Origin of the sequence: Shewanella sp. GD04112 (assembly GCF_029835735.1) — a bacterium.
Taxonomy (GTDB): Bacteria; Pseudomonadota; Gammaproteobacteria; order Enterobacterales; family Shewanellaceae; genus Shewanella.
In genome coordinates, this window is record NZ_JAOEAL010000001.1 from 1304353 (window position 1) to 1324873 (window position 20521).

General features: G+C 47.3%; 18 protein-coding genes. 14 read left to right on the forward strand and 4 right to left on the reverse strand.

Annotation, left to right across the window (positions count from 1 at the left end; all coding sequences use genetic code 11):
* Window positions 1-169: 169 nt before the first annotated feature.
* The 3 genes from N7386_RS05710 to N7386_RS05720 form a co-directional block, all read right to left on the reverse strand.
* On the reverse strand, window positions 170-829 hold the full coding sequence (locus N7386_RS05710; RefSeq protein ID WP_279767393.1) for a hypothetical protein: 660 nt from the start codon (window positions 827-829) through the stop codon (window positions 170-172).
* Between the two features lie 102 nt (window positions 830-931).
* Complete coding sequence (locus N7386_RS05715; RefSeq protein ID WP_279767395.1) at window positions 932-1399, reverse strand: hypothetical protein; 468 nt, start codon at window positions 1397-1399, stop codon at window positions 932-934.
* Between the two features lie 330 nt (window positions 1400-1729).
* On the reverse strand, window positions 1730-1939 hold the full coding sequence (locus tag N7386_RS05720) for a hypothetical protein (RefSeq protein WP_279767397.1): 210 nt from the start codon (window positions 1937-1939) through the stop codon (window positions 1730-1732).
* A 515-nt stretch (window positions 1940-2454) separates the two neighbouring features.
* Between N7386_RS05720 and mazG the strand changes: the two genes are divergently transcribed.
* From mazG to rpoS, 11 genes are all read left to right on the forward strand, one after another.
* Complete coding sequence (mazG, locus tag N7386_RS05725) at window positions 2455-3333, forward strand: nucleoside triphosphate pyrophosphohydrolase (RefSeq protein WP_279767399.1); 879 nt, start codon at window positions 2455-2457, stop codon at window positions 3331-3333.
* Window positions 3334-3449: 116 nt separating this feature from the next.
* On the forward strand, window positions 3450-5090 hold the full coding sequence (locus N7386_RS05730; protein WP_023267550.1) for a CTP synthase: 1641 nt from the start codon (window positions 3450-3452) through the stop codon (window positions 5088-5090).
* 213 nt (window positions 5091-5303) lie between these two features.
* The gene (eno, locus tag N7386_RS05735; protein ID WP_011621904.1) at window positions 5304-6599 is read left to right on the forward strand and encodes a phosphopyruvate hydratase; all 1296 of its coding nucleotides are present in this window, start codon (window positions 5304-5306) and stop codon (window positions 6597-6599) included.
* 100 nt (window positions 6600-6699) lie between these two features.
* Complete coding sequence (gene ftsB / locus N7386_RS05740; protein WP_011625569.1) at window positions 6700-6999, forward strand: cell division protein FtsB; 300 nt, start codon at window positions 6700-6702, stop codon at window positions 6997-6999.
* A 10-nt stretch (window positions 7000-7009) separates the two neighbouring features.
* Window positions 7010-7759 (forward strand): 2-C-methyl-D-erythritol 4-phosphate cytidylyltransferase, encoded by a 750-nt coding sequence (ispD, locus tag N7386_RS05745; protein WP_088210809.1) that lies wholly within the window; start codon window positions 7010-7012, stop codon window positions 7757-7759.
* Between the two features lie 51 nt (window positions 7760-7810).
* Window positions 7811-8290 (forward strand): 2-C-methyl-D-erythritol 2,4-cyclodiphosphate synthase, encoded by a 480-nt coding sequence (gene ispF / locus N7386_RS05750; protein WP_220057573.1) that lies wholly within the window; start codon window positions 7811-7813, stop codon window positions 8288-8290.
* A 29-nt stretch (window positions 8291-8319) separates the two neighbouring features.
* A complete protein-coding gene (locus N7386_RS05755) occupies window positions 8320-9462 on the forward strand; it encodes a tRNA pseudouridine(13) synthase TruD (protein WP_279767402.1) in 1143 nt (380 codons plus the stop codon).
* A complete protein-coding gene (gene surE / locus N7386_RS05760) occupies window positions 9459-10208 on the forward strand; it encodes a 5'/3'-nucleotidase SurE (protein ID WP_279767405.1) in 750 nt (249 codons plus the stop codon). Before N7386_RS05755 ends, surE begins: the two co-directional genes overlap by 4 nt.
* Window positions 10205-10840, forward strand: coding sequence for a protein-L-isoaspartate(D-aspartate) O-methyltransferase (locus N7386_RS05765; RefSeq protein ID WP_279767406.1), 636 nt, complete (start codon window positions 10205-10207; stop codon window positions 10838-10840). The genes surE and N7386_RS05765 overlap by 4 nt, the downstream gene beginning before the upstream one ends.
* 97 nt (window positions 10841-10937) lie before the next feature.
* Complete coding sequence (locus tag N7386_RS05770; protein ID WP_279767407.1) at window positions 10938-11834, forward strand: peptidoglycan DD-metalloendopeptidase family protein; 897 nt, start codon at window positions 10938-10940, stop codon at window positions 11832-11834.
* A gap of 80 nt (window positions 11835-11914) precedes the next feature.
* Window positions 11915-12895, forward strand: a complete 981-nt coding sequence (gene rpoS / locus N7386_RS05775; RefSeq protein ID WP_011621912.1) for an RNA polymerase sigma factor RpoS — start codon at window positions 11915-11917, stop codon at window positions 12893-12895.
* A 194-nt stretch (window positions 12896-13089) separates the two neighbouring features.
* Here the strand turns inward: rpoS and mutS are convergent, their stop codons facing one another.
* The gene (gene mutS, locus N7386_RS05780; protein ID WP_279767410.1) at window positions 13090-15675 is read right to left on the reverse strand and encodes a DNA mismatch repair protein MutS; all 2586 of its coding nucleotides are present in this window, start codon (window positions 15673-15675) and stop codon (window positions 13090-13092) included.
* A gap of 383 nt (window positions 15676-16058) precedes the next feature.
* On the opposite strand from mutS, the gene recA reads away from it, so the two are divergent.
* The 3 genes from recA (at window position 16059) to alaS (ending at window position 20517) form a co-directional block, all read left to right on the forward strand.
* The gene (gene recA, locus N7386_RS05785) at window positions 16059-17132 is read left to right on the forward strand and encodes a recombinase RecA (protein WP_011716225.1); all 1074 of its coding nucleotides are present in this window, start codon (window positions 16059-16061) and stop codon (window positions 17130-17132) included.
* Window positions 17133-17206: 74 nt separating this feature from the next.
* Window positions 17207-17617 carry a regulatory protein RecX gene (locus N7386_RS05790; protein ID WP_347815256.1) on the forward strand — a complete coding sequence of 137 codons (411 nt, stop codon included), beginning with the start codon at window positions 17207-17209 and terminating at the stop codon, window positions 17615-17617.
* Window positions 17618-17892: 275 nt separating this feature from the next.
* Window positions 17893-20517, forward strand: coding sequence for an alanine--tRNA ligase (gene alaS, locus N7386_RS05795; RefSeq protein ID WP_279767412.1), 2625 nt, complete (start codon window positions 17893-17895; stop codon window positions 20515-20517).
* Window positions 20518-20521 lie beyond the last annotated feature (4 nt).

Consider the following 20521-nt stretch of genomic DNA (forward strand, 5'->3'; position numbering starts at 1 on the left):
TTGCTCAGCTTCCTAGCATCGTTGTTGGCTGCAGGTTTCAAAGAGACACACAGCATGCTTTGGGACATTTTCGTGCCAAAGCCTTAACTCAAACGCGTCTGTTTCGGATAAAAATTTCTATGGCTAACGCTTAAAGCAGGGGCGCGGTGCTTTTTCGCGTTCCATGCCTTTACTTGTTAGGTGATGCCATTCCATACATTTTTGCAACACCACGAATAAATTTCACTATATAAATCACCCAGACCCATATCCGTGATCCACCATTTGCTAAAACCTCATCTTTAGCTTGTAGCTTAATCGTTGCTTTCATGCCTCTGGGATTTGGAAAAACTAGTGTTTGAGTAAAATTATTAATCTCTAGAGTAAACTTAATTAATTTCTTAATTGAATTAGTTGTGATATCTGCTGGGTTACTCCATCGCTCAAAAACATAACACTCTTTATTTGATGACAATAGGTCAGATTTTGGTGGGTAAATAAGAGCCACTACATCTCCAGCGACTGACTGAGATATAACCATGGAGGCTTGATCTTCTGACAAGATTTTTGATCTTGATTTATGTGGGACAACGGGCCTAATTGGTAGTGGTTTACGGCCAAAGTTTAAAGTAATGGAGTCACTCCATATTTCATTTTCAATGCTTTCTCTATGCTCTATCCATTCTTCACTGATAATATGAATGTATGGCTTTATTGCCCCATATTCTTCATATATATCAGCCCCATCTTCTACGGCTTCTTTAACGACAGGTATAACACAGTGTTTGAAATTTATGCGTTTACAAAAGCTTTCGAAGCGCAGTTTATTTAACTTATCTACAGGTTTCATTGAATCTCGATTTAGTGCACCTAACGCTCCGCTAAACGGCGAGCGTTAGCGAGTCCGGTGGAGGCCACGCTTTTTGTGGCCGGAACGAATTTGAGCGGCTTGTTACGTGTTTTCATAGCGCTTTAGTACTTTGTACTCTTTATTGGATGAAGGCCAAAGAATTACCCTATAGATATCATCTGCGTCTTCCCATTCCTCTGTTATAGAGTCAAGCCCTTTAGCTAGAGAAAGCACAGCATACTCTCCAGGGGAAATTTCAATTTTTGCTGCATCAGGTAAATAGTCTGTGCAACCGAATACTGCGCAACTGCCCGACTTCATTGTGACGTAGCCCTTAGAAGCATGATCCCACTCAGCGAGACTTACCTCTGGTTCGCTTTCGTGGATTTCTACTTCAACAGGTACATCAACATTGCGGAATGTCCCAACCGCAAGAGTATTTGGTAATACTCCTAGCTTTAGATCAAGCGCTTCATTCGTCCAGACTTCCGAGGTATCGTCGTCTGCCTCTGCATCCATAAGGTAGACCTGAAAGTAATCTGCGAATAATTCAAACTTGTAATTCTTCATCAATGCTTCCGTGACACGTAACATTTTATTAGTGCGCATGCGCGTTTTTCAAACCTATTAACTAAAATTCAGTCTCTATAGTTAATTGATTTTATAGCACTTTATTTATTACGCATGGAGTTAGTGCGCACTGATTTTGTCTGAAAATCATACCAAAACACCTAAATTTAAATACGACTGTATACCCATACATTGTTAGTCGATTTCTGGTAAGGCCAAACATAGGCAAAGAGATAAGAATTTGTATGGCAGCAGGAGTGGGAATTTTCGGTTGAGCTAACGAGCCGAAACACGGAATTGGGGCAAAAATAGCACAGTGATGTAATGACATTACTTTTGAAACCATTTTTCTACTTCCGTGGGGTTCTTCTTTATATACAAATGAATAAAGAACCCACAGACCAAATACAATATGGTTAATATTAAAGCACCACCAAACTGTAGATTTTCAAATGCTCCCTGCGAATATATGGTTGCAGTTGCAACAATACAGAAAGCTATAAAAATCGACCAAAATGCAGTTTTCTGATTTTTGCTCATTGTTCTATCCATGATTTCAAAATTTTATTCGTACGCTGAGTGTTAAGCCCGTCAGACCAGTGAATCGCCACCGTTTTAGTCGTCACTTTGTCGCATTACTCAATTTTGGTCAACATTAGGCTTGTGATGTTCATCTCAAGTCGCGTTGCTAACTTCGAATGGGGCAAAAGCTTTTAGCCAGATAAACAGTTCAATGGTCGTAAAGATTGTCATTGTTGCAACTGTGACCGTTGGCGGCATGGATGCCGCCGTCGAGCCCTCAGGGACGAGTTTATGGCGTGTCACAGGGGAAACTATGACAATTCATCCTACACACCTGACGACATACTTATCTAGTTTTAGGGCATATCCTCTTCGTTAAAACCTAATACCAGACCCTAAATAGCACTTTTAGCTTGGCTACTTTATCATTAGCGCTTTATTGCCCTTATTACAGCCTTAGTTGCGACTCAGCTTGAGTGTATTCCTGTTTACGCATTCTGCACCTGTGTCGACTCTCTTGAAAGGATATCTGCATGACTTCCCATACCACGCCTTCTATTACTGAGCTTTCAGCAACAGCACTTTCAGCAACCGATGTTGCGCCGCTACTGAAGATTATGGAGAAGCTGCGCGATCCGCAAATGGGTTGTCCTTGGGATAAGGCGCAGACCTTTCAAACCATAGTGCCTTTTACTCTCGAAGAGGCCTATGAAGTGGCCGACACGATTGAACGGTTAGCCCTAGACGAGCTGCCCGATGAACTCGGCGATTTATTATTCCAAGTGGTGTTTTATTGCCAGCTAGGCAAAGAGCAGGGCAGGTTTGATTTCAGCACAGTCGTCAATAAAATCACCGACAAACTGACCCGCCGTCATCCCCATGTGTTTGGTAATGAAGTGTTTGAGGCCGATGCCAGTAGTCAGCAAATGAAAGCCAATTGGGAAGCAATCAAAGCCAGCGAGCGTGAGCAAAAGGCATTGGCGGCTGGGGTGACTTCATCAAGCGAGGTTTCTGTGCTTGATGATATTCCGCGTGCACAGCCGGCGTTATCCCGTTCTATCAAAATTCAGCAGCGGGTCGCACGTGTCGGGTTCGATTGGCCTGAGCTTGAGCCCGTTGTCGCAAAAATCCATGAAGAAATTGATGAAGTGCTGGCGGAGGTGAATCAGCCAACGCTCGACCAAGCCAAAGTGCAGGCCGAAATGGGCGACTTATTATTTGCAGTGGTAAATTTGGCGCGTCATTTAAAGGTGGACCCAGAACAAGCGCTGCGCCAAGCCAATGTTAAATTTGAACGCCGTTTTAAAGGTGTAGAGGCATTTGCAAAACAAAATAATAAAGCATTAGAAGAACATAGCTTAGAAGAGTTAGATGCCTATTGGGATAAGGTTAAACAGGGCGAGCCAAGATAAAGGGCAAATTATCCGGATTGGTGTTTGTCGAATGGCAACACCTTTGGTATACTACTGCCCCGTCCTAGTGCTTTCTTACAAGCACGTATTTTCAAACTCATTTTCTCAGGTTCAGCATGACTACAAGGTATATCTTCGTTACTGGTGGTGTGGTTTCATCACTAGGTAAAGGCATTGCAGCCGCTTCATTAGCCGCAATTTTAGAGGCCCGTGGTCTCAATGTAACCATCATGAAACTGGACCCATACATTAACGTTGATCCAGGTACCATGAGCCCAACGCAACATGGTGAAGTGTTTGTGACTGAGGACGGCGCAGAAACAGACCTTGACCTTGGTCACTATGAGCGTTTCATCCGCACTAAGATGAACCGTCGCAACAACTTCACTACGGGTCGTATTTACGAGGAAGTGCTGCGTAAAGAGCGTCGCGGTGACTATTTAGGTGCGACGATTCAGGTGATCCCACACATCACTAACGCGATCAAAGAAAAGGTCATTGCAGGCGGTGAAGGTCACGATGTGGCTATCGTAGAAATCGGCGGTACTGTGGGTGATATCGAATCACTACCATTCCTTGAGTCTATCCGCCAATTAGGCGTTGAACTGGGCCGCGATCGTACCCTGTTTATGCATTTAACCTTAGTGCCATTCCTTGGCGCTGCGGGTGAAGTGAAAACCAAACCGACTCAACATTCAGTGAAAGAATTGCGTTCTATCGGTATTGCACCCGATGTGCTGATCTGCCGTGGCGACCGCGCGATTCCTGCCAACGAGCGTGCGAAGATTTCGTTATTCTGTAACGTTGAAGAACGTGCGGTTATTTCATTAAAAGACGTCGACAGTATCTACAAGATCCCTGCGCTACTGCGCTCACAGGGTTTAGATGACTTAGTGGTTAAGCGTTTTGGCTTAGAGTGCCGCGAAGCCGACTTGTCAGAGTGGGAAAACGTCATTTACCAAGAAGCCAATCCAAACGGCGAAGTCGTGATTGGTATGGTCGGTAAATACATCGAACTGCCAGACGCCTATAAGTCAGTCAACGAAGCATTAAAGCATGCGGGTCTGAAGAACCGTGTATCTGTGAGCATCAAGTATATCGACTCACAAACTGTTGAAGCGAAAGGCGATGAAGTTCTGCAAGGTTTAGACGGTATCTTAGTTCCAGGTGGCTTCGGTGAGCGCGGTGTGGAAGGTAAGATTCTGGCGGCTAAATATGCCCGTGAAAACGAGCTGCCGTACTTTGGTATCTGTTTAGGTATGCAAGTAGCGCTGATTGAATTTGCCCGTAACGTTGCTGGCATGGCCGATGCACACTCAACCGAATTCAATAAAGCAACGCCATTCCCAGTGGTTGGTTTAATCACCGAATGGGTTGACGAAGAAGGTAACGTTGAACAACGCCATGAAGCCTCTGATTTAGGTGGCACTATGCGTTTAGGTGCGCAGTTATGCCACCTGCTTGAAGGTTCAAAAGCGGCGCAAGCGTACAAAGGTAACACTTGTGTTGAGCGTCACCGTCACCGTTACGAAGTGAACAACAAGTACAGAGAACGCTTAGAGCAAGCGGGTCTGGTATTTAGTGGTTTATCTTCTGACCGTAAACTGGTTGAGATGATTGAGCTGAAAGATCATCCTTGGTTTGTAGCGGGTCAATTCCACCCAGAATTCACTTCGACCCCACGCGATGGTCATCCATTGTTCGAAGGTTTCGTTGCTGCCGCAAGTGCACATCAAAAACGTGATCTGAAGAAATAAATTTTAAGGCCGGACCCGCGACAGTGGGCCCGGCCTTTTGTTACACTCAGGCCGCGTAATCATGAGTCAAAACTCATACCCATGTGTATAAACGACATGCGTATAGACGGAAATAGTAAACGGAATTTAAAGATTTTGGTCGTACTCTACATCTGTTAATTCCCATTGGTATTGGTTTTTTCTTTTCTCTTTTAAACTTAAATCGAGGGTAATATGGCTAAGATTATTAACGTGATTGGTCGCGAGATTATGGATTCTCGTGGTAACCCAACAGTTGAAGCCGAAGTGCATTTAGAAGGTGGTTTTATCGGTATGGCGGCTGCGCCATCTGGTGCTTCTACCGGTAGCCGCGAAGCGCTGGAACTGCGTGATGGCGACAAGAGCCGTTACTTAGGTAAGGGTGTATTAACGGCTGTGGCTAACGTAAACGGTCCTATCCGTGCGGCGTTAATCGGTAAAGATGCGACTGCACAAGCTGAACTCGATCAAATCATGATCGACTTAGACGGCACTGAAAACAAAGACAAGTTAGGCGCTAACGCGATTCTGGCTGTGTCTTTAGCGGCGGCTAAAGCGGCTGCAGCATTCAAAGGCATGCCTTTATACGCTCACATTGCGGAACTAAACGGCACTCCTGGCCAATACGCTATGCCAGTGCCTATGATGAACATCCTCAACGGTGGCGAGCACGCTGATAACAACGTTGATATCCAAGAATTCATGGTTCAACCTGTTGGCGCGAAAAACTTCCGCGAAGCCTTACGTATGGGCGCTGAGATTTTCCACACACTGAAGAAAGTACTGCACGGCAAAGGTTTAAGCACTTCTGTGGGTGACGAAGGTGGTTTCGCACCTAACCTGTCTTCTAACGCTGATGCATTAGCGGTAATAAAAGAAGCCGTTGAATTAGCAGGTTACAAGCTGGGTACCGACGTGACTCTGGCATTAGACTGTGCGGCTTCTGAGTTCTACAAAGACGGTAAATATGACCTGTCTGGCGAAGGCAAAGTATTCGATTCAAACGGTTTCTCTGACTTCCTGAAATCACTGACTGAGCAATATCCAATCGTCTCTATTGAAGACGGTCTGGACGAGTCAGATTGGGATGGTTGGGCGTACCAAACTAAGATCATGGGTGACAAGATCCAATTAGTGGGCGACGATTTATTCGTAACTAACACTAAGATCTTAACCCGTGGTATCGAGAACGGCATCGCTAACTCAATCCTGATCAAGTTCAACCAAATCGGTTCATTAACTGAAACCTTAGCGGCTATCCGTATGGCAAAAGCGGCGGGTTACACTGCGGTGATTTCACACCGTAGCGGTGAAACTGAAGATGCGACTATCGCTGATTTAGCGGTAGGTACTGCGGCTGGCCAAATCAAGACGGGTTCACTGTGCCGTTCTGACCGTGTTGCTAAATACAACCAATTGCTGCGTATCGAAGAGCAATTAGGTGAAAAAGCGCCATACCGTGGTTTGAAAGAAATCAAAGGTCAGGCGTAATTTAGTCGTCTGATGTAAAAAGGCCACCACTTGGTGGCCTTTTTTGTTGTACTATCTGCAGTATATTTTTTTAATTCAAGATACTGACGCTAATTCCTCCATGAAATTCTTTGTCATTGCACTCATAGTGCTTCTCGGTTTGCTGCAATATCGGCTGTGGTCGGGCGATAACAGCCTGCCCGAATACTTTGTTCTGCAAAAACAGATCGCGGCTCAGCAAGAAGGTAATGCAAAACTCAATGAGCGTAATCAAGTGCTTAAAGAGGAAATTATCGACCTTAAGAGCGGTACCGAAGCGATTGAAGAGCGGGCGCGTAACGAGCTAGGCATGGTGAAAGAAGGCGAAACCTTCTATCGCGTGGTGGGCGGTGACCGTTCAGTATCGAGTCCCTCGCAGTAACGGAGCGCCTATGGATACCGTATTAGAAGCCGCGCCGCAGGTCGAAACCCAAGTTGCAGTTCAAATTGATCCTTTCTCGCACCATGTGGTTGCAATTGTGCCAGCCGCGGGGATTGGCAGCCGCATGGGCGCGGGTAAACCCAAGCAATATTTAACTTTGTTGGGACAAAGCATTCTGGCTCATACCTTAGACAAGTTATTGTCCCATCCGCAAATTAACCAAGTGATTGTCGCGCTGCATCCTGAGGATACCGAGTTTGCCGCGTTGCCCCAGGCCAAGCATCCCAAGCTGGTGACTGTTATTGGCGGCTCTGAGCGCGCCGACTCAGTGCTGGCGGCACTCGATAAGGCGCCCGACAATGGTTGGGCTTTAGTACACGATGCGGCTAGACCCTGCTTAACGGCGCAAGACATAGATAAATTGCTGGCTTCGCGGGTGCACTTTCCCCAAGGTGCCATTTTGGCGATGCCAGTCCGCGATACCATGAAGCGAGCCAATAGCTTAGGTGAAATCAGCTCGACCGTTTGCCGCGATAATCTCTGGCATGCCTTGACGCCGCAGTTATTCCCAACCTCCTTGTTGCGATTGCATTTAAAAGCCGCGCTTGCCGCAGGGGCCGTTGTGACCGATGAAGCCTCGGCGATGGAATGGGCGGGCATTTCCCCAGGTTTAGTCGCGGGGCGGGCGGATAACATTAAAGTCACCCATCCCGATGATTTGGAGTTGGCAGAGCTTTTTTTACTGCGCGCGAATGCTTGAAGCCAAGCAGAGTGAATTGCGCAATCTATTAAATACGTTAGGAAATAAGTAATGAAAATCCGAATCGGCCATGGTTTTGATGTCCATAAATTTGGTGAAGCGCGCCCGTTAATTTTATGTGGGGTCGAAGTCCCTTACGAAACTGGGTTGGTGGCTCATTCCGACGGTGATGTGGTGTTGCATGCCATCTCCGATGCCATTCTAGGGGCGATGGCCCTTGGGGATATTGGTAAACATTTCCCCGATACCGATGCCGCCTATAAGGGCGCCGATAGTCGCGTCTTGTTGCGCCACTGCTATGCATTAGCGCGGGCGAAGGGATTTGAGCTGGGTAATCTGGATGTCACTATCATTGCCCAGGCGCCTAAGATGGCGCCGCATATCGAGGATATGCGCCTAGTGCTGGCGGCCGATCTTAATGCTGACATTGCCGATATCAACGTTAAGGCCACCACCACAGAAAAACTCGGGTTTACCGGCCGCAAAGAAGGCATTGCGGTCGAAGCCGTTGTATTACTCAGCCGCCAATAGCCTGAAACTTTAAGAGATAAGAAAGACCCATGAGCGAACTACATTACCTGTACGGCAAACCGACGGCCACCGCCGATTTAAGAACCGTTAACAGCGACTTTATCGTGAAAGAGATTTTGCCTTTTAGCCCGTCGGGTGAGGGCGAGCATCATTTAGTCCACATTCGTAAGGATGGGCTGAACACGGTACAAGTGGCTGAAATGCTGGCCAAGTTCGCTAAGGTTCATCCCAAAGAGGTGACCTATGCCGGACAAAAAGATAAAAATGCCATCACAGAACAGTGGTTTGGCATTCGTATCCCAGGTAAAGAAACCCCTGTGTGGAGCGAGCTTAACAGCGAGCGCTTAACCATATTATCCAGTAGTCGCCACAGCAAAAAACTGCGTATTGGCGCACTCTTGGGCAACCGTTTTATTCTTACTCTGCGCAATGTCACAAATGTGGAAGACATTATCAGCCGCATCGAAAAAGTCAGCCAAATTGGTGTGCCTAACTATTTTGGTGAGCAGCGTTTCGGTCACGATGGTAAAAACCTCGTGATGGGACGGCAAATGCTGGCGGGTAAAAAGGTGAAAGACCGTAATAAGCGCAGCATGTATCTGTCTGCGGTGCGCTCCAATCTGTTCAATACTGTCGTCTCCTATCGTTTGGCTAATCATGGCACTAAACCCTTAGCGGGTGATTGTGTGATGCTGGCGGGTAGTAAGAGCTTTTTCGTCACGCCTGAATGGGACTTAGTAGTATTAAAACGCTTGATTGAGAAGGATATTCAGCTTTCTGCGCCACTTTGGGGCCGCGGGAAAATGCTGCCGCAGGGCGAGGCCGCCGAGGTTGAAACTCTTGCCATGGCAGAGCTGAGCGAAGATTGCTACGGCCTTGAGCACGCGGGGCTTGAGCAGGAGCGTCGTCCATTGCTGCTCGAACCTCAAGGCCTTAAGTGCGAGCAAACTGCGGATGGATTAGTGCTCGAATTTATCTTACCTGCGGGTAGCTTTGCGACATCGCTGTTAAGAGAGTTGGTTGATTATCAAGATGTGAAAGAGCTGCAATGGCAAGCGACAGTCATGCCTGATGCGAATGATGCTGAGGCTAATACTGCAACAGTGAGTCAGACGGCTGAGCTCAATACCCCAGAGACCAGTGCGCCAAAGCATGATGAGTCCTCTTCATGATCCGCATCCTAGTCAGTAATGATGATGGTGTGAATGCGCCGGGGATCAAAGCCTTAACCGAGGCGCTCGCCGAAATCGCTATTGTGATGACGGTCGCGCCCGATCGTAATTGTTCCGGCGCAAGTAACTCTTTAACCTTGACTAACCCATTAAGAATTAATAGGTTAGATAATGGTTATATTTCGGTTCACGGTACACCCACTGATTGCGTTCACTTAGCCATACGTGAGCTGTGTGATGGTGAACCGGATATGGTGGTGTCGGGCATCAATGCTGGCGCGAATATGGGTGATGACACTTTATATTCGGGCACAGTAGCGGCGGCGATGGAGGGGCGTTTTTTAGGTTTCCCCGCCGTTGCGATTTCGCTTAATGGTAAGGCATTAAAGCATTATCACACCGCGGCTGTGTATGCGCGGCGGATCGTGCAGGGGCTGTTAGCGCATCCGATTGCGAGCGATCAGATCCTCAATATCAATGTGCCTGATTTACCGCTCGATGAGATTAGAGGGATCAGGGTGACACGCCTGGGTGCACGGCATAAGGCCGAAGGCATAGTGCGAACGCAGGATCCTGCGGGAAAAGAGATTTTTTGGCTTGGCCCACCTGGAGTTGAGCAAGATGCGAGTGAAGGAACGGATTTCCATGCGGTAGCCCATGGTTATGTGTCGATCACTCCCTTAACCGTGGACTTGACCGCATATAGACAATTATCGGTATTGCAAGATTGGGTAGATAAAATATGACTCGAGTTGCCTTAACATCGGCGGTGAATTTAGCTAAAAAGCTTCAGGAGGCGGGGATCCGCCATCCAGCCGTTCTTAAGGCAATATCCCATACCCCGCGTGAGCTGTTTCTTGATAATGCGCTGGCCCATAAAGCCTACGAAAATACCGCCTTGCCCATAGGCCAAGGACAAACGATTTCTCAGCCTTATATCGTCGCGCGAATGACTGAGTTACTGCTTCAACATAAACCACATAAGGTGCTTGAAGTCGGAACGGGCTCAGGTTATCAAGCGGCGATTCTCGCCCAATTAGTACCAGAGCTTTGCACTGTGGAACGTATAAAGACGTTACAGATCCAAGCAAGGCAAAGATTAAAGCGGCTCGATCTGCATAATGTTTCCTTTAAGTATGGCGATGGCTGGCAGGGCTGGCAGAATCGTAGCCCCTATAATGGCATTATGGTCACCGCAGCTGCCGCAAAGGTTCCTGAAGCGTTATTATCCCAGTTAGCCGAAGGCGGTGTATTAATTATCCCCGTTGGTGAAGAGACGCAGCAATTGATGCGCTTTACCCGCCGCTCGGACCGTTTTAGTTCCGAAGTGATAGAAACTGTCAAATTTGTTCCCTTGGTCAATGGCGAGCTCGCTTAAGTTATGCGCTTAAGTTTTTGGCTTTAGGTCACTTCGTTAAATACTTGACCTTTATAATTAGGTAAAACAGTAAGATAGCCCTAAAGAGGAGTTTTTATTGTTGAATGCGGGTTTACTCTTAAACCTCAGTTTAGTGTTGTTGCTTGCGGGCTGTAGCTTTCAGGCGAGTCGCCCCGCACCTGTCGAAAGTCTTTCCCACAGTTATTCCAAACATAACAAAGGCCACATTAAATCTAATTCATATAAAGTTAAGAAAGGTGACACCCTTTACTCGATCTCTTGGGCTGCAGGTAAAGATTTCGCCGAAATTGCTAAAATTAATCAACTAGATAAATCGTACACCATCTATCCTGGACAGATTTTATATTTAACGAATGATCGCGGGCAAAATGGCAAAGGCTCTACAACTTTAGGTGGAAGTAATTCTGCGTCTAAAGGGCAAAATAAAGCTAATTCTCTTGATAAACAATCAGCTAGTAACAATTCTTCCGCGAAAAACGTGTCAAGTGAACAGCAGAAAAAAACACTTGATCAGAAAGCCAAGCCTGCGTATTCTGCAACAAGCTCTCAACAAAATATTAACCCTTCGATCGTCGTCCCGACATCAACACTGCCAGACAGTGTGAGTCAGTGGCAATGGCCAGTAAGAGGTAAATTGATTGGGACATACTCTGCCAATGAGCAGGGAAATAAAGGAATTAAGATCGCAGGAAAACGCGGAGATATCATCAAAGCCGCTGCAGATGGGCGGGTGGTATACGCAGGTAGTGCTCTTAGGGGTTACGGTAATTTAGTGATTATTAAACATAGTGACGATTACCTTAGTGCCTATGCTCATGCAGATCAGATCTTAGTCGAAGAAAAGCAACATGTCCTCGCTGGACAGACAGTTGCAAAAATGGGCAGTACAGGTACTAATCAGGTAATGCTTCGCTTCGAAATCCGTTACCACGGTCAGTCTGTTAACCCACTTAACTATTTACCTAAGCAATGATTGTTTAGGGCCTTGTTGGCATGGAGGATAAAAAATTGCAGTAATTCAAGCAGTTTACATTAGGTTTGGGAGATTTGATCATGAGCCGCATAAATAGCACTGCCGCAGAAGAACTAGTAGATTTTTCCGTAGATACCGCAGAGTTTGATCTCGATAAAGAGGATATTGCCGCTGATTTAGTTCAAGAACTAGGACTCGAACAACAGGTTCAAGATGACCTGCAAAAAAATCTTGATGCCACCCAGCTCTATTTAGGTGAAATAGGGTTTTCCCCACTGCTTAGCGCAGAAGAAGAAGTTTACTTTTCCCGTAAGGCCTTAAAAGGCTGCGAAAAATCCCGTAATCGTATGATTGAGAGTAACCTGCGACTCGTGGTTAAAATTGCCCGTCGTTACAATAATCGTGGCCTAGCGCTGCTGGATTTAATCGAAGAGGGTAATCTTGGCTTGATCCGTGCGGTGGAAAAATTCGATCCAGAAAGAGGCTTCCGTTTCTCAACCTATGCGACTTGGTGGATCAGACAAACGATTGAACGTGCCATCATGAATCAAACCCGCACGATTCGCTTGCCAATCCATGTGGTAAAAGAACTCAACGTGTATTTACGTACGGCTCGGGAATTAGCGCAAAAACTTGACCACGAACCTACGGCAGAAGAAATTGCCGAAAAACTGCAAGTATCCAGTGTTGACGTCAGCCGTATGCTGAAGCTCAATGAGAAGATCACCTCTGTCGATATCCCCTTAGGTGGCGATAACGACAAGGCATTACTCGATGTGCTTGCCGATGACGACAACGTAGGGCCAGACTACAAAGTACAAGATGAAGACATTTCAAACTCAGTGGTGAAATGGCTTAACGAACTCAATACCAAGCAAAGAGAAGTGTTAGCGCGCCGCTTTGGCTTGTTGGGTTATGAACCCTCAACCCTCGAAGACGTAGGCGCAGAAATTGGCCTCACCCGTGAACGTGTTCGCCAAATTCAAGTGGAAGCCCTAAAACGCCTACGTGATTTGCTGGGCGCTCAAGGTCTCTCCGTAGAGGCACTTTTTAGAAACTAAGGTTTAGAGACTAAAGTTTATAAATTAGGCTTAGAAATTAAGGTTCAGAGAGAAAAGTTAAGAGACTAAAGTTTAGAGATTAAGGTTTCGACATTTAGCCTTAAACCAGTTCAACAAGTCATAAAAAACGCCCAATTTTCAGGGCGTTTTTTTATGCTGTGCGTTTATGCTATCGCGAGTTTTCACTCTATGTGTTAACTCAAGCGTTTTAGCTCGTAGAGTAAATCCAGCGCCTGTTTTGGGGTCAGGTTATCGGGATTGATATCTTTTAATTTACTAACAGCGGGATTCTCCACTGGCTCAGGCAGGGCGAGCAGGGTTTGGATCGGTGCCCTAGTGCCGTTAACATTAGCACCTTCCACTTGATGATCGCGGCTCTCAAGCTGATGTAACTTGTGTTTTGCCGCCTTAATCACCCGTGCAGGTACCCCAGCAAGGGCCGCTACCTGCAAACCATAACTCTTACTGGCCGCACCTTCTTGCACTGCATGCATAAAGGCGATGGTGTCTTCGTGCTCAATTGCATCGAGGTGCACGTTATAGACGCCAGCCATGAGTTCCGGTAATTGTGTTAACTCGAAATAATGGGTCGCAAACAGCGTCATTGCGCCGACTTGCTGCGCTAGATATTCCGCTGCGGACCAGGCTAATGACAGACCATCGTAGGTTGAGGTGCCACGGCCAATTTCATCCATCAAGACTAAACTTTGTGCGGTCGCATTATGGAGAATATTTGCCGTTTCAGTCATTTCTACCATAAAGGTTGAGCGACCAGAGGCGAGATCGTCTGAGGCGCCAATCCGAGTAAAAATCCGATCGATAGGGCCAATGATGGCGCGATCTGCTGGCACAAAGCAGCCAATATGGGCCATTAGGGTGATAAGCGCCACTTGGCGCATGTAGGTCGATTTACCGCCCATGTTTGGACCGGTGACAATCAACATCCGGCGTTGATTGTGCAGGGTGACAGGATTGGCGATAAAAGGCGTTTGACTCACACGCTCAACCACAGGGTGGCGACCCGCTTCGATTTTTACCCCGATTTCGCTGCTCAGTTCTGGGCAGGTATAGCCTAAGGTTTCGGCACGTTCGGCAAAGTTACTCAGTACATCGAGTTCGGCCGCCGCTCTGGCAAAGGCTTGTAGCTCATGCAACTTGGGAAGTATTAAATCAAACAATTCGTCCCAAAGTTGTTTTTCAAGGGCGAGCGCCTTACCTTGGCTCGACAGCACTTTTTCTTCGTATTCCTTAAGTTCAGGAGTGATGTAACGCTCCATATTCTTAAGGGTTTGGCGGCGCTGGTAATTTAATGGCACTTGCTGTGATTGCAGGCGACTGACTTCGATGTAGTAGCCATGCACTCGGTTGTAGCCAACCTTCAGCGTGGCAATGCCAGTACGCTCTTTTTCCCGCGCCTCGAGCTGAACCAGATAATCAGTGGCTCCCTCACTTAAGCCTCGCCATTCATCTAACTCGGCATTGTAGCCTTCGCGGATCACGCCACCATCACGGATAAGCATCGGCGGGTTATCAACAATCGCGCGCTCAAGCAGTTGTTGCTCTTCAGGAAACTCACCTAAGAGTTGGCCTAGTTTCACCGTATGTGGCGCACTTAACTGCGCGAGTGACTGCTGCAACTGAGGCAATAGGTTTAATGCCTGGCGTAGACGGGCAAAATCCCTTGGACGTGCGGTACGAAGCGCCAGCCTTGCCATGATACGTTCGATATCGCCTAGGGCTTTAAGCTGTTCATGTAATGACTCATGGGCCGCGGTCCCGAGTAATTCATTCACGGCCGTTTGGCGAGCAAAAATCTGTGCATGGTCTCTTAGCGGCTGATGGATCCAGCGTTGCAGCATTCGGCTGCCCATCGCTGTTGCGGTATTGTCGAGCACGGCTGCTAGGGTGTTATCTCGACCACCACTCAAATTTTGTGTCAGCTCCAGGTTACGGCGCGTTGCCGCGTCCAAGACAATCGTATCGGTTTGATTGAAACGGGTAATGGCATTGATATGGGGCAGGGCGGTGCGCTGAGTGTCTTTCACATATTGCATTAAGCAGCCAGCAGCTTGCAGCGACAGCCGCGCATCGGTAATCCCAAAGCCGTGCAAATCCTTAGTGCCAAATTGAGCCAGCAGCAGTTTGATGCTGGTATCGTAATCAAACTCCCACTCGGGGCGGCGACGCTTGCCTTTAAAATGATGCAATAACTCCATCGCGCCAAAATCTTCGCTATAGAGAATTTCGACCGGATTGGTACGTTGCAGCTCGGCTTCGAGGGACTCCTTTGTCTCTAATTCAGCAATCACAAAGCGGCCGGAAGACACATCGAGGGTCGCGTAGCCAAAACCAACTTTACCTTGGTAAACCGCGGCTAACAGATTGTCTTGCCTCTCCTGCAATAGGGCTTCGTCGGTCAATGTACCTGGGGTGACGATGCGCACCACTTTTCGCTCAACCGGGCCTTTTGAGGTAGCAGGGTCGCCAATCTGCTCACAGATCGCGACCGATTGACCAATTTGAACCAATTTGGCTAGATAGCCTTCAACCGCATGGTAAGGGATACCCGCCATCGGGATCGGATCGCCACCACTTTTGCCTCGGGCCGTAAGGGAAATGCCCAATAATTCAGAGGCGCGTTTTGCGTCATCATAGAAGAGTTCATAGAAGTCACCCATACGATAAAACAGCAGCATGTCGTGATGCTCCGCTTTCATGGTCAAATATTGACGCATCATAGGAGTATGTTTTTCTAAATCATCGGTATCTATAGGATTCATTAAATCGTTTTCGTCCGTTATGCCGGCCCAAAGCGGGGAAATAAGTCGTACAGTAATGGGATAAAAAAATCAGTGGATGTGCACTGTTACTGTCTAAAATAAATTGACGCCAATCTTAGCAATAATTTTCTGAAAATTGACCCTTAAACCATGGATATTCACTGATATCCTGACAAATCTGCAGCACGAGTCGGTAAAAGCTTGTCTCAACGGGAAAATTTTCTGACTGAAAAATAAATCATTCACAGGTCTTGATACTGTATGATTGTACAGTATACTAGTCAGCAGATTATGACAAAGAGCCTCGCTTTTTGTATTACCCGCTTTACTAAATTGAATATCACTTTTGACAGTACTGATACTGTCTAGATGAGGGAACTGGAATGAAGGTCGATCCAAACAAAGAGAAAGCACTTGCTGCGGTATTGAGCCAAATTGAAAAGCAATTTGGTAAAGGCTCCATCATGAAGCTGGGCGAAGACCGCTCTATGGATGTTGAGACTATTTCTACTGGTTCACTTTCCCTTGACGTCGCCTTAGGGGCTGGCGGTTTACCAATGGGACGTATCGTTGAGATTTATGGTCCTGAATCATCAGGTAAAACGACGCTGACATTAGAAGTGATTGCCGCCGCTCAGCGCGAAGGTAAAACCTGTGCTTTTATCGACGCCGAGCATGCGCTAGACCCTATCTATGCTAAAAAGTTAGGCGTAGATATTGATAACTTACTGTGTTCACAACCCGATACAGGCGAGCAAGCCCTTGAGATTTGTGATGCGTTGACCCGTTCTGGAGCGGTAGATGTGATCATCGTTGACTCGGTTGCGGCATTAACACCCAAAGCGGAAATTGAAGGTGAAATTGGTGACTCACACATGGGCTTAGCGGCGCGTATGATGAGCCAAGCGATGCGTAAGCTAGCGGGTAACCTCAAGCAATCGAATACACTGTTAATCTTCATCAACCAAATTCGTATGAAGATTGGTGTGATGTTTGGTAACCCAGAAACCACAACGGGCGGTAACGCGCTGAAGTTCTACGCCTCTGTTCGTCTCGATATTCGCCGTACTGGTGCTATCAAAGAAGGCGATGAAGTAGTGGGTAACGAGACGCGCGTTAAAGTGGTTAAAAACAAGGTTGCTGCACCGTTTAAGCAAGCTGAGTTCCAAATTCTTTACGGTCAAGGTATCAACCGTACCGGTGAGTTAGTCGATTTAGGTGTGGCCCATAAACTTATCGAAAAAGCCGGTGCATGGTATAGCTACAAGGGTGACAAGATTGGTCAAGGTCGTGCAAATGCTGGTAAATATCTGACTGAAAACCCAGCAATTGCTGCTGAAATCGATAAAACTCTGCGTGAGTTACTGCTGAGTAACCCAAGCGCTATGTCTTCATCTTCATCTGATGATGAAAATAGCGAAGGCAATGTTGATTTCGAAACAGGCGAAGTATTCTGAGCCAGTCAGCCCGTCAAATCGCGGTCGCGCTGTTAGCGCGCCGCGACTATTCCCGCCAAGAAATCCGCTCCAAACTGCTCGAAAAAGGCTTTGAGGTCGTTGATATCGATCCCGTTCTCGATGATTGTGAAGCGTCGGGTTTTATCAATGATAAGCGTTATGCCGAGCTTCTTGTTCGCAGCCATATTGCCCGTGGCCATGGGCCTATACGTATTCGCCAAGCCATTGCTCAAAAAGGGCTTTCAAAGGATTGTATCGAAGCCGCCTTATCTGCCAATGAGCATGATTGGTTTGAGCTAGCAAAAGCCAAAGCCATCAAAAAATATGTAACCCCTAAAGTCACCGAGGTTAAAGGCTCACACTCTCGTGAGCTGGTTGCAAAAGAAAAAGCCAAACGGGTGCGGTTTTTACTGAGCCAAGGCTTTAATTACGAACAAGTCTCCTACGCCTTAGATTACGACCCTTTGGCAGATAATGATGACTAACGTCATGGCATAAACTCGCCGCCCTTGGCTTGTCTGGTCATTGTCTTTTGCGTTCGGCCGACGTGTTGATTCGGCTCATCGACTCCTCTTTACCGCTTGGCTTTTGTGATAAGCCATGTCTTAGCGGCAAACTCACCGAAAATATGAGATTCCTAAGCCTATATCGCTATTCAAGGCTGGTCGTCTTTCCTCAGTCTGCTTATAATGCTGGGCAAATAGAAATACGGCTACCTTATGGTGTAGCTGGTCATGCTTACCCAATTCAGGACGATTTCATGTATCAAACGACAGCAGCGCTTAGAAGTGCTTTCCTCGAATTTTTCCGCAGCAATGGTCACCAAGTTGTGGACAGTAGTTCTCTTGTACCAGGCAACGATCCCACGCTTTTATTCACCAACGCCGGTATGAACCAGTTCAAGGACGTGTTTCTTGGCATGGACAAACGTAGCTATACACGTGCGACCACTGCCCAACGCTGCGTCCGTGCGGGTGGTAAACACAACGATTTAGATAACGTTGGTTATACCGCGCGTCACCATACTTTCTTCGAAATGCTGGGTAACTTCAGTTTTGGTGATTACTTCAAAGAAGATGCGATTCACTTTGGTTGGACCTTCCTGACCGAAGTTTTGAAGCTGCCAAAGGAGCGTCTGTGTGTGACTGTTTACCAAACAGACGATGAAGCCTTTGAAATTTGGAATAAAAAGATTGGTGTTGCCGCTGAAAACATCATTCGTATCGGCGATAACAAGGGCGCGCCATACGCTTCAGATAACTTCTGGCAAATGGGTGACACAGGTCCTTGTGGTCCATGTACCGAAATTTTCTACGATCACGGCGATCATATCTGGGGCGGACGCCCTGGTAGCCCAGAAGAAGATGGCGACCGTTTCATCGAAATCTGGAACATAGTATTCATGCAATACAATCGCCAAGCCTCTGGTGAAATGTTGCCGCTGCCAAAACCTTCAGTCGATACCGGTATGGGGATTGAGCGTATCGCTGCGATTATGCAGGGCGTGCATTCAAACTACGAAATCGATATTTTCCGCGCCTTGATTGCTAAAGCGGCTGAAATCATCGGCGTGACTGACTTATCTAACAAGTCACTGCGCGTTATTGCCGACCATATCCGTTCATGCGCCTTCTTAGTTGCCGATGGTGTAATGCCATCGAACGAAGGTCGTGGCTATGTGCTGCGCCGTATTATTCGCCGCGCAGTGCGTCATGGTAACAAGTTAGGGGCAACCGAAGCCTTCTTCTACAAGTTAGTTCCGACGCTAATCGAAGTGATGGGCGATGCCGCTAAAGGTCTTGCCGATACTCAAGTAATTGTTGAAAAAGCCCTTAAAGCGGAAGAAGAGCAGTTTGCTCGTACGCTTGAGCGTGGTTTAGGTATTCTGGATAGCGCGTTAAACGAATTGCAGGGCGACACCTTAGACGGTGAAACAGTCTTCAAACTGTACGATACCTATGGCTTCCCAGTGGATTTAACCGCTGACGTATGCCGTGAGCGCAACATTATCGTCGATGAAGCCGGTTTCGAAGCGGCGATGGCTGAACAACGTAGCCGCGCGCAAGCCGCGGGTAACTTCGGCGCCGATTACAACGCGGCACTGAAAATTGATGCTGAAACTGCATTCTGTGGTTACTCAGAACTCACAGGCAATGCCAAAGTCACGGCACTTTACCTAAACGGTGAGTCAGTTCCTGCAATCAATGCGGGTGATGATGCCGTAGTCGTGCTTGATGTGACGCCATTCTACGCAGAATCGGGCGGCCAAGTCGGTGACAAGGGCGTATTAGTGGCTCAAGGTATTGAGTTTGCTGTTAGCGATACGCAAAAGTTTGGTCAAGCTTCAGGCCACAAAGGGACGTTAACGGCTGGCAGCTTAAGCGTTGGCCAAGTACTTGAAGCAAAAGTGGATAAGAAACTGCGTCACCGCACCCAGTTAAACCACTCTGTGACTCACTTATTACACGCTGCGCTGCGTCAAGTGTTAGGTACTCACGTTACTCAAAAAGGTTCGTTAGTTGACCCAGAGCGTTTACGTTTCGACTTCTCTCATTTCGAAGCGGTGAAACCTGCTGAATTGAAACAGGTTGAAGAGTTAGTCAACACCCAAATTCGTCGTAACCATGAGCTGAAAGTCGCTGAAATGGCGATTGATGAAGCCAAAGAAAAAGGCGCAATGGCGCTCTTTGGTGAGAAGTACGATGCACAAGTGCGTGTCGTCACTATGGGCGATTTCTCTATCGAGCTGTGTGGTGGTACTCACGTTGGCCGTACCGGTGACATTGGTCTATTCAAAATCACCTCTGAAGGCGGTATCGCTGCGGGCGTTCGCCGTATCGAAGCGGTAACTGGCGCTGCGGCGATGGCCTATGTGGCACAGCAACAAGCACAACTTGAAGAAGCGGCAGCACTGCTTAAAGGCGATACTCAATCCGTTGTGGCTAAGCTGAAAGCGCAACTGGATAAAATGAAGCAACTTGAAAAAGACATGCAGCAACTGAAAGATAAGTTAGCTGCGGCAGCGAGTGCGGATTTAGCCTGTGATGCGGTTGTAGTTAATGGCGTAAATGTGCTGATTAAGAAACTTGAAGGCGTTGAAGCAGGTGCACTGCGTGGCCTGCAAGATGAGTTAAAGCAAAAGCTGAAATCCGCCGTTATCCTGCTCGGTGTGGCTCAAGAAGGCAAAGTGAACCTTATCGCGGGCGTGAGCAACGACTTAGTCGCTAAAGTGAAGGCCGGTGAACTGGTTGCTATGGTTGCTGCGCAGGTGGGTGGTAAAGGCGGTGGTCGCCCTGATATGGCCCAAGCGGGAGGTAGCCAACCAGAAAATCTGGATGCGGCACTGTCTCAAGTATTACCTTGGATTACTGAGCGTTTAGCTTAAGAGG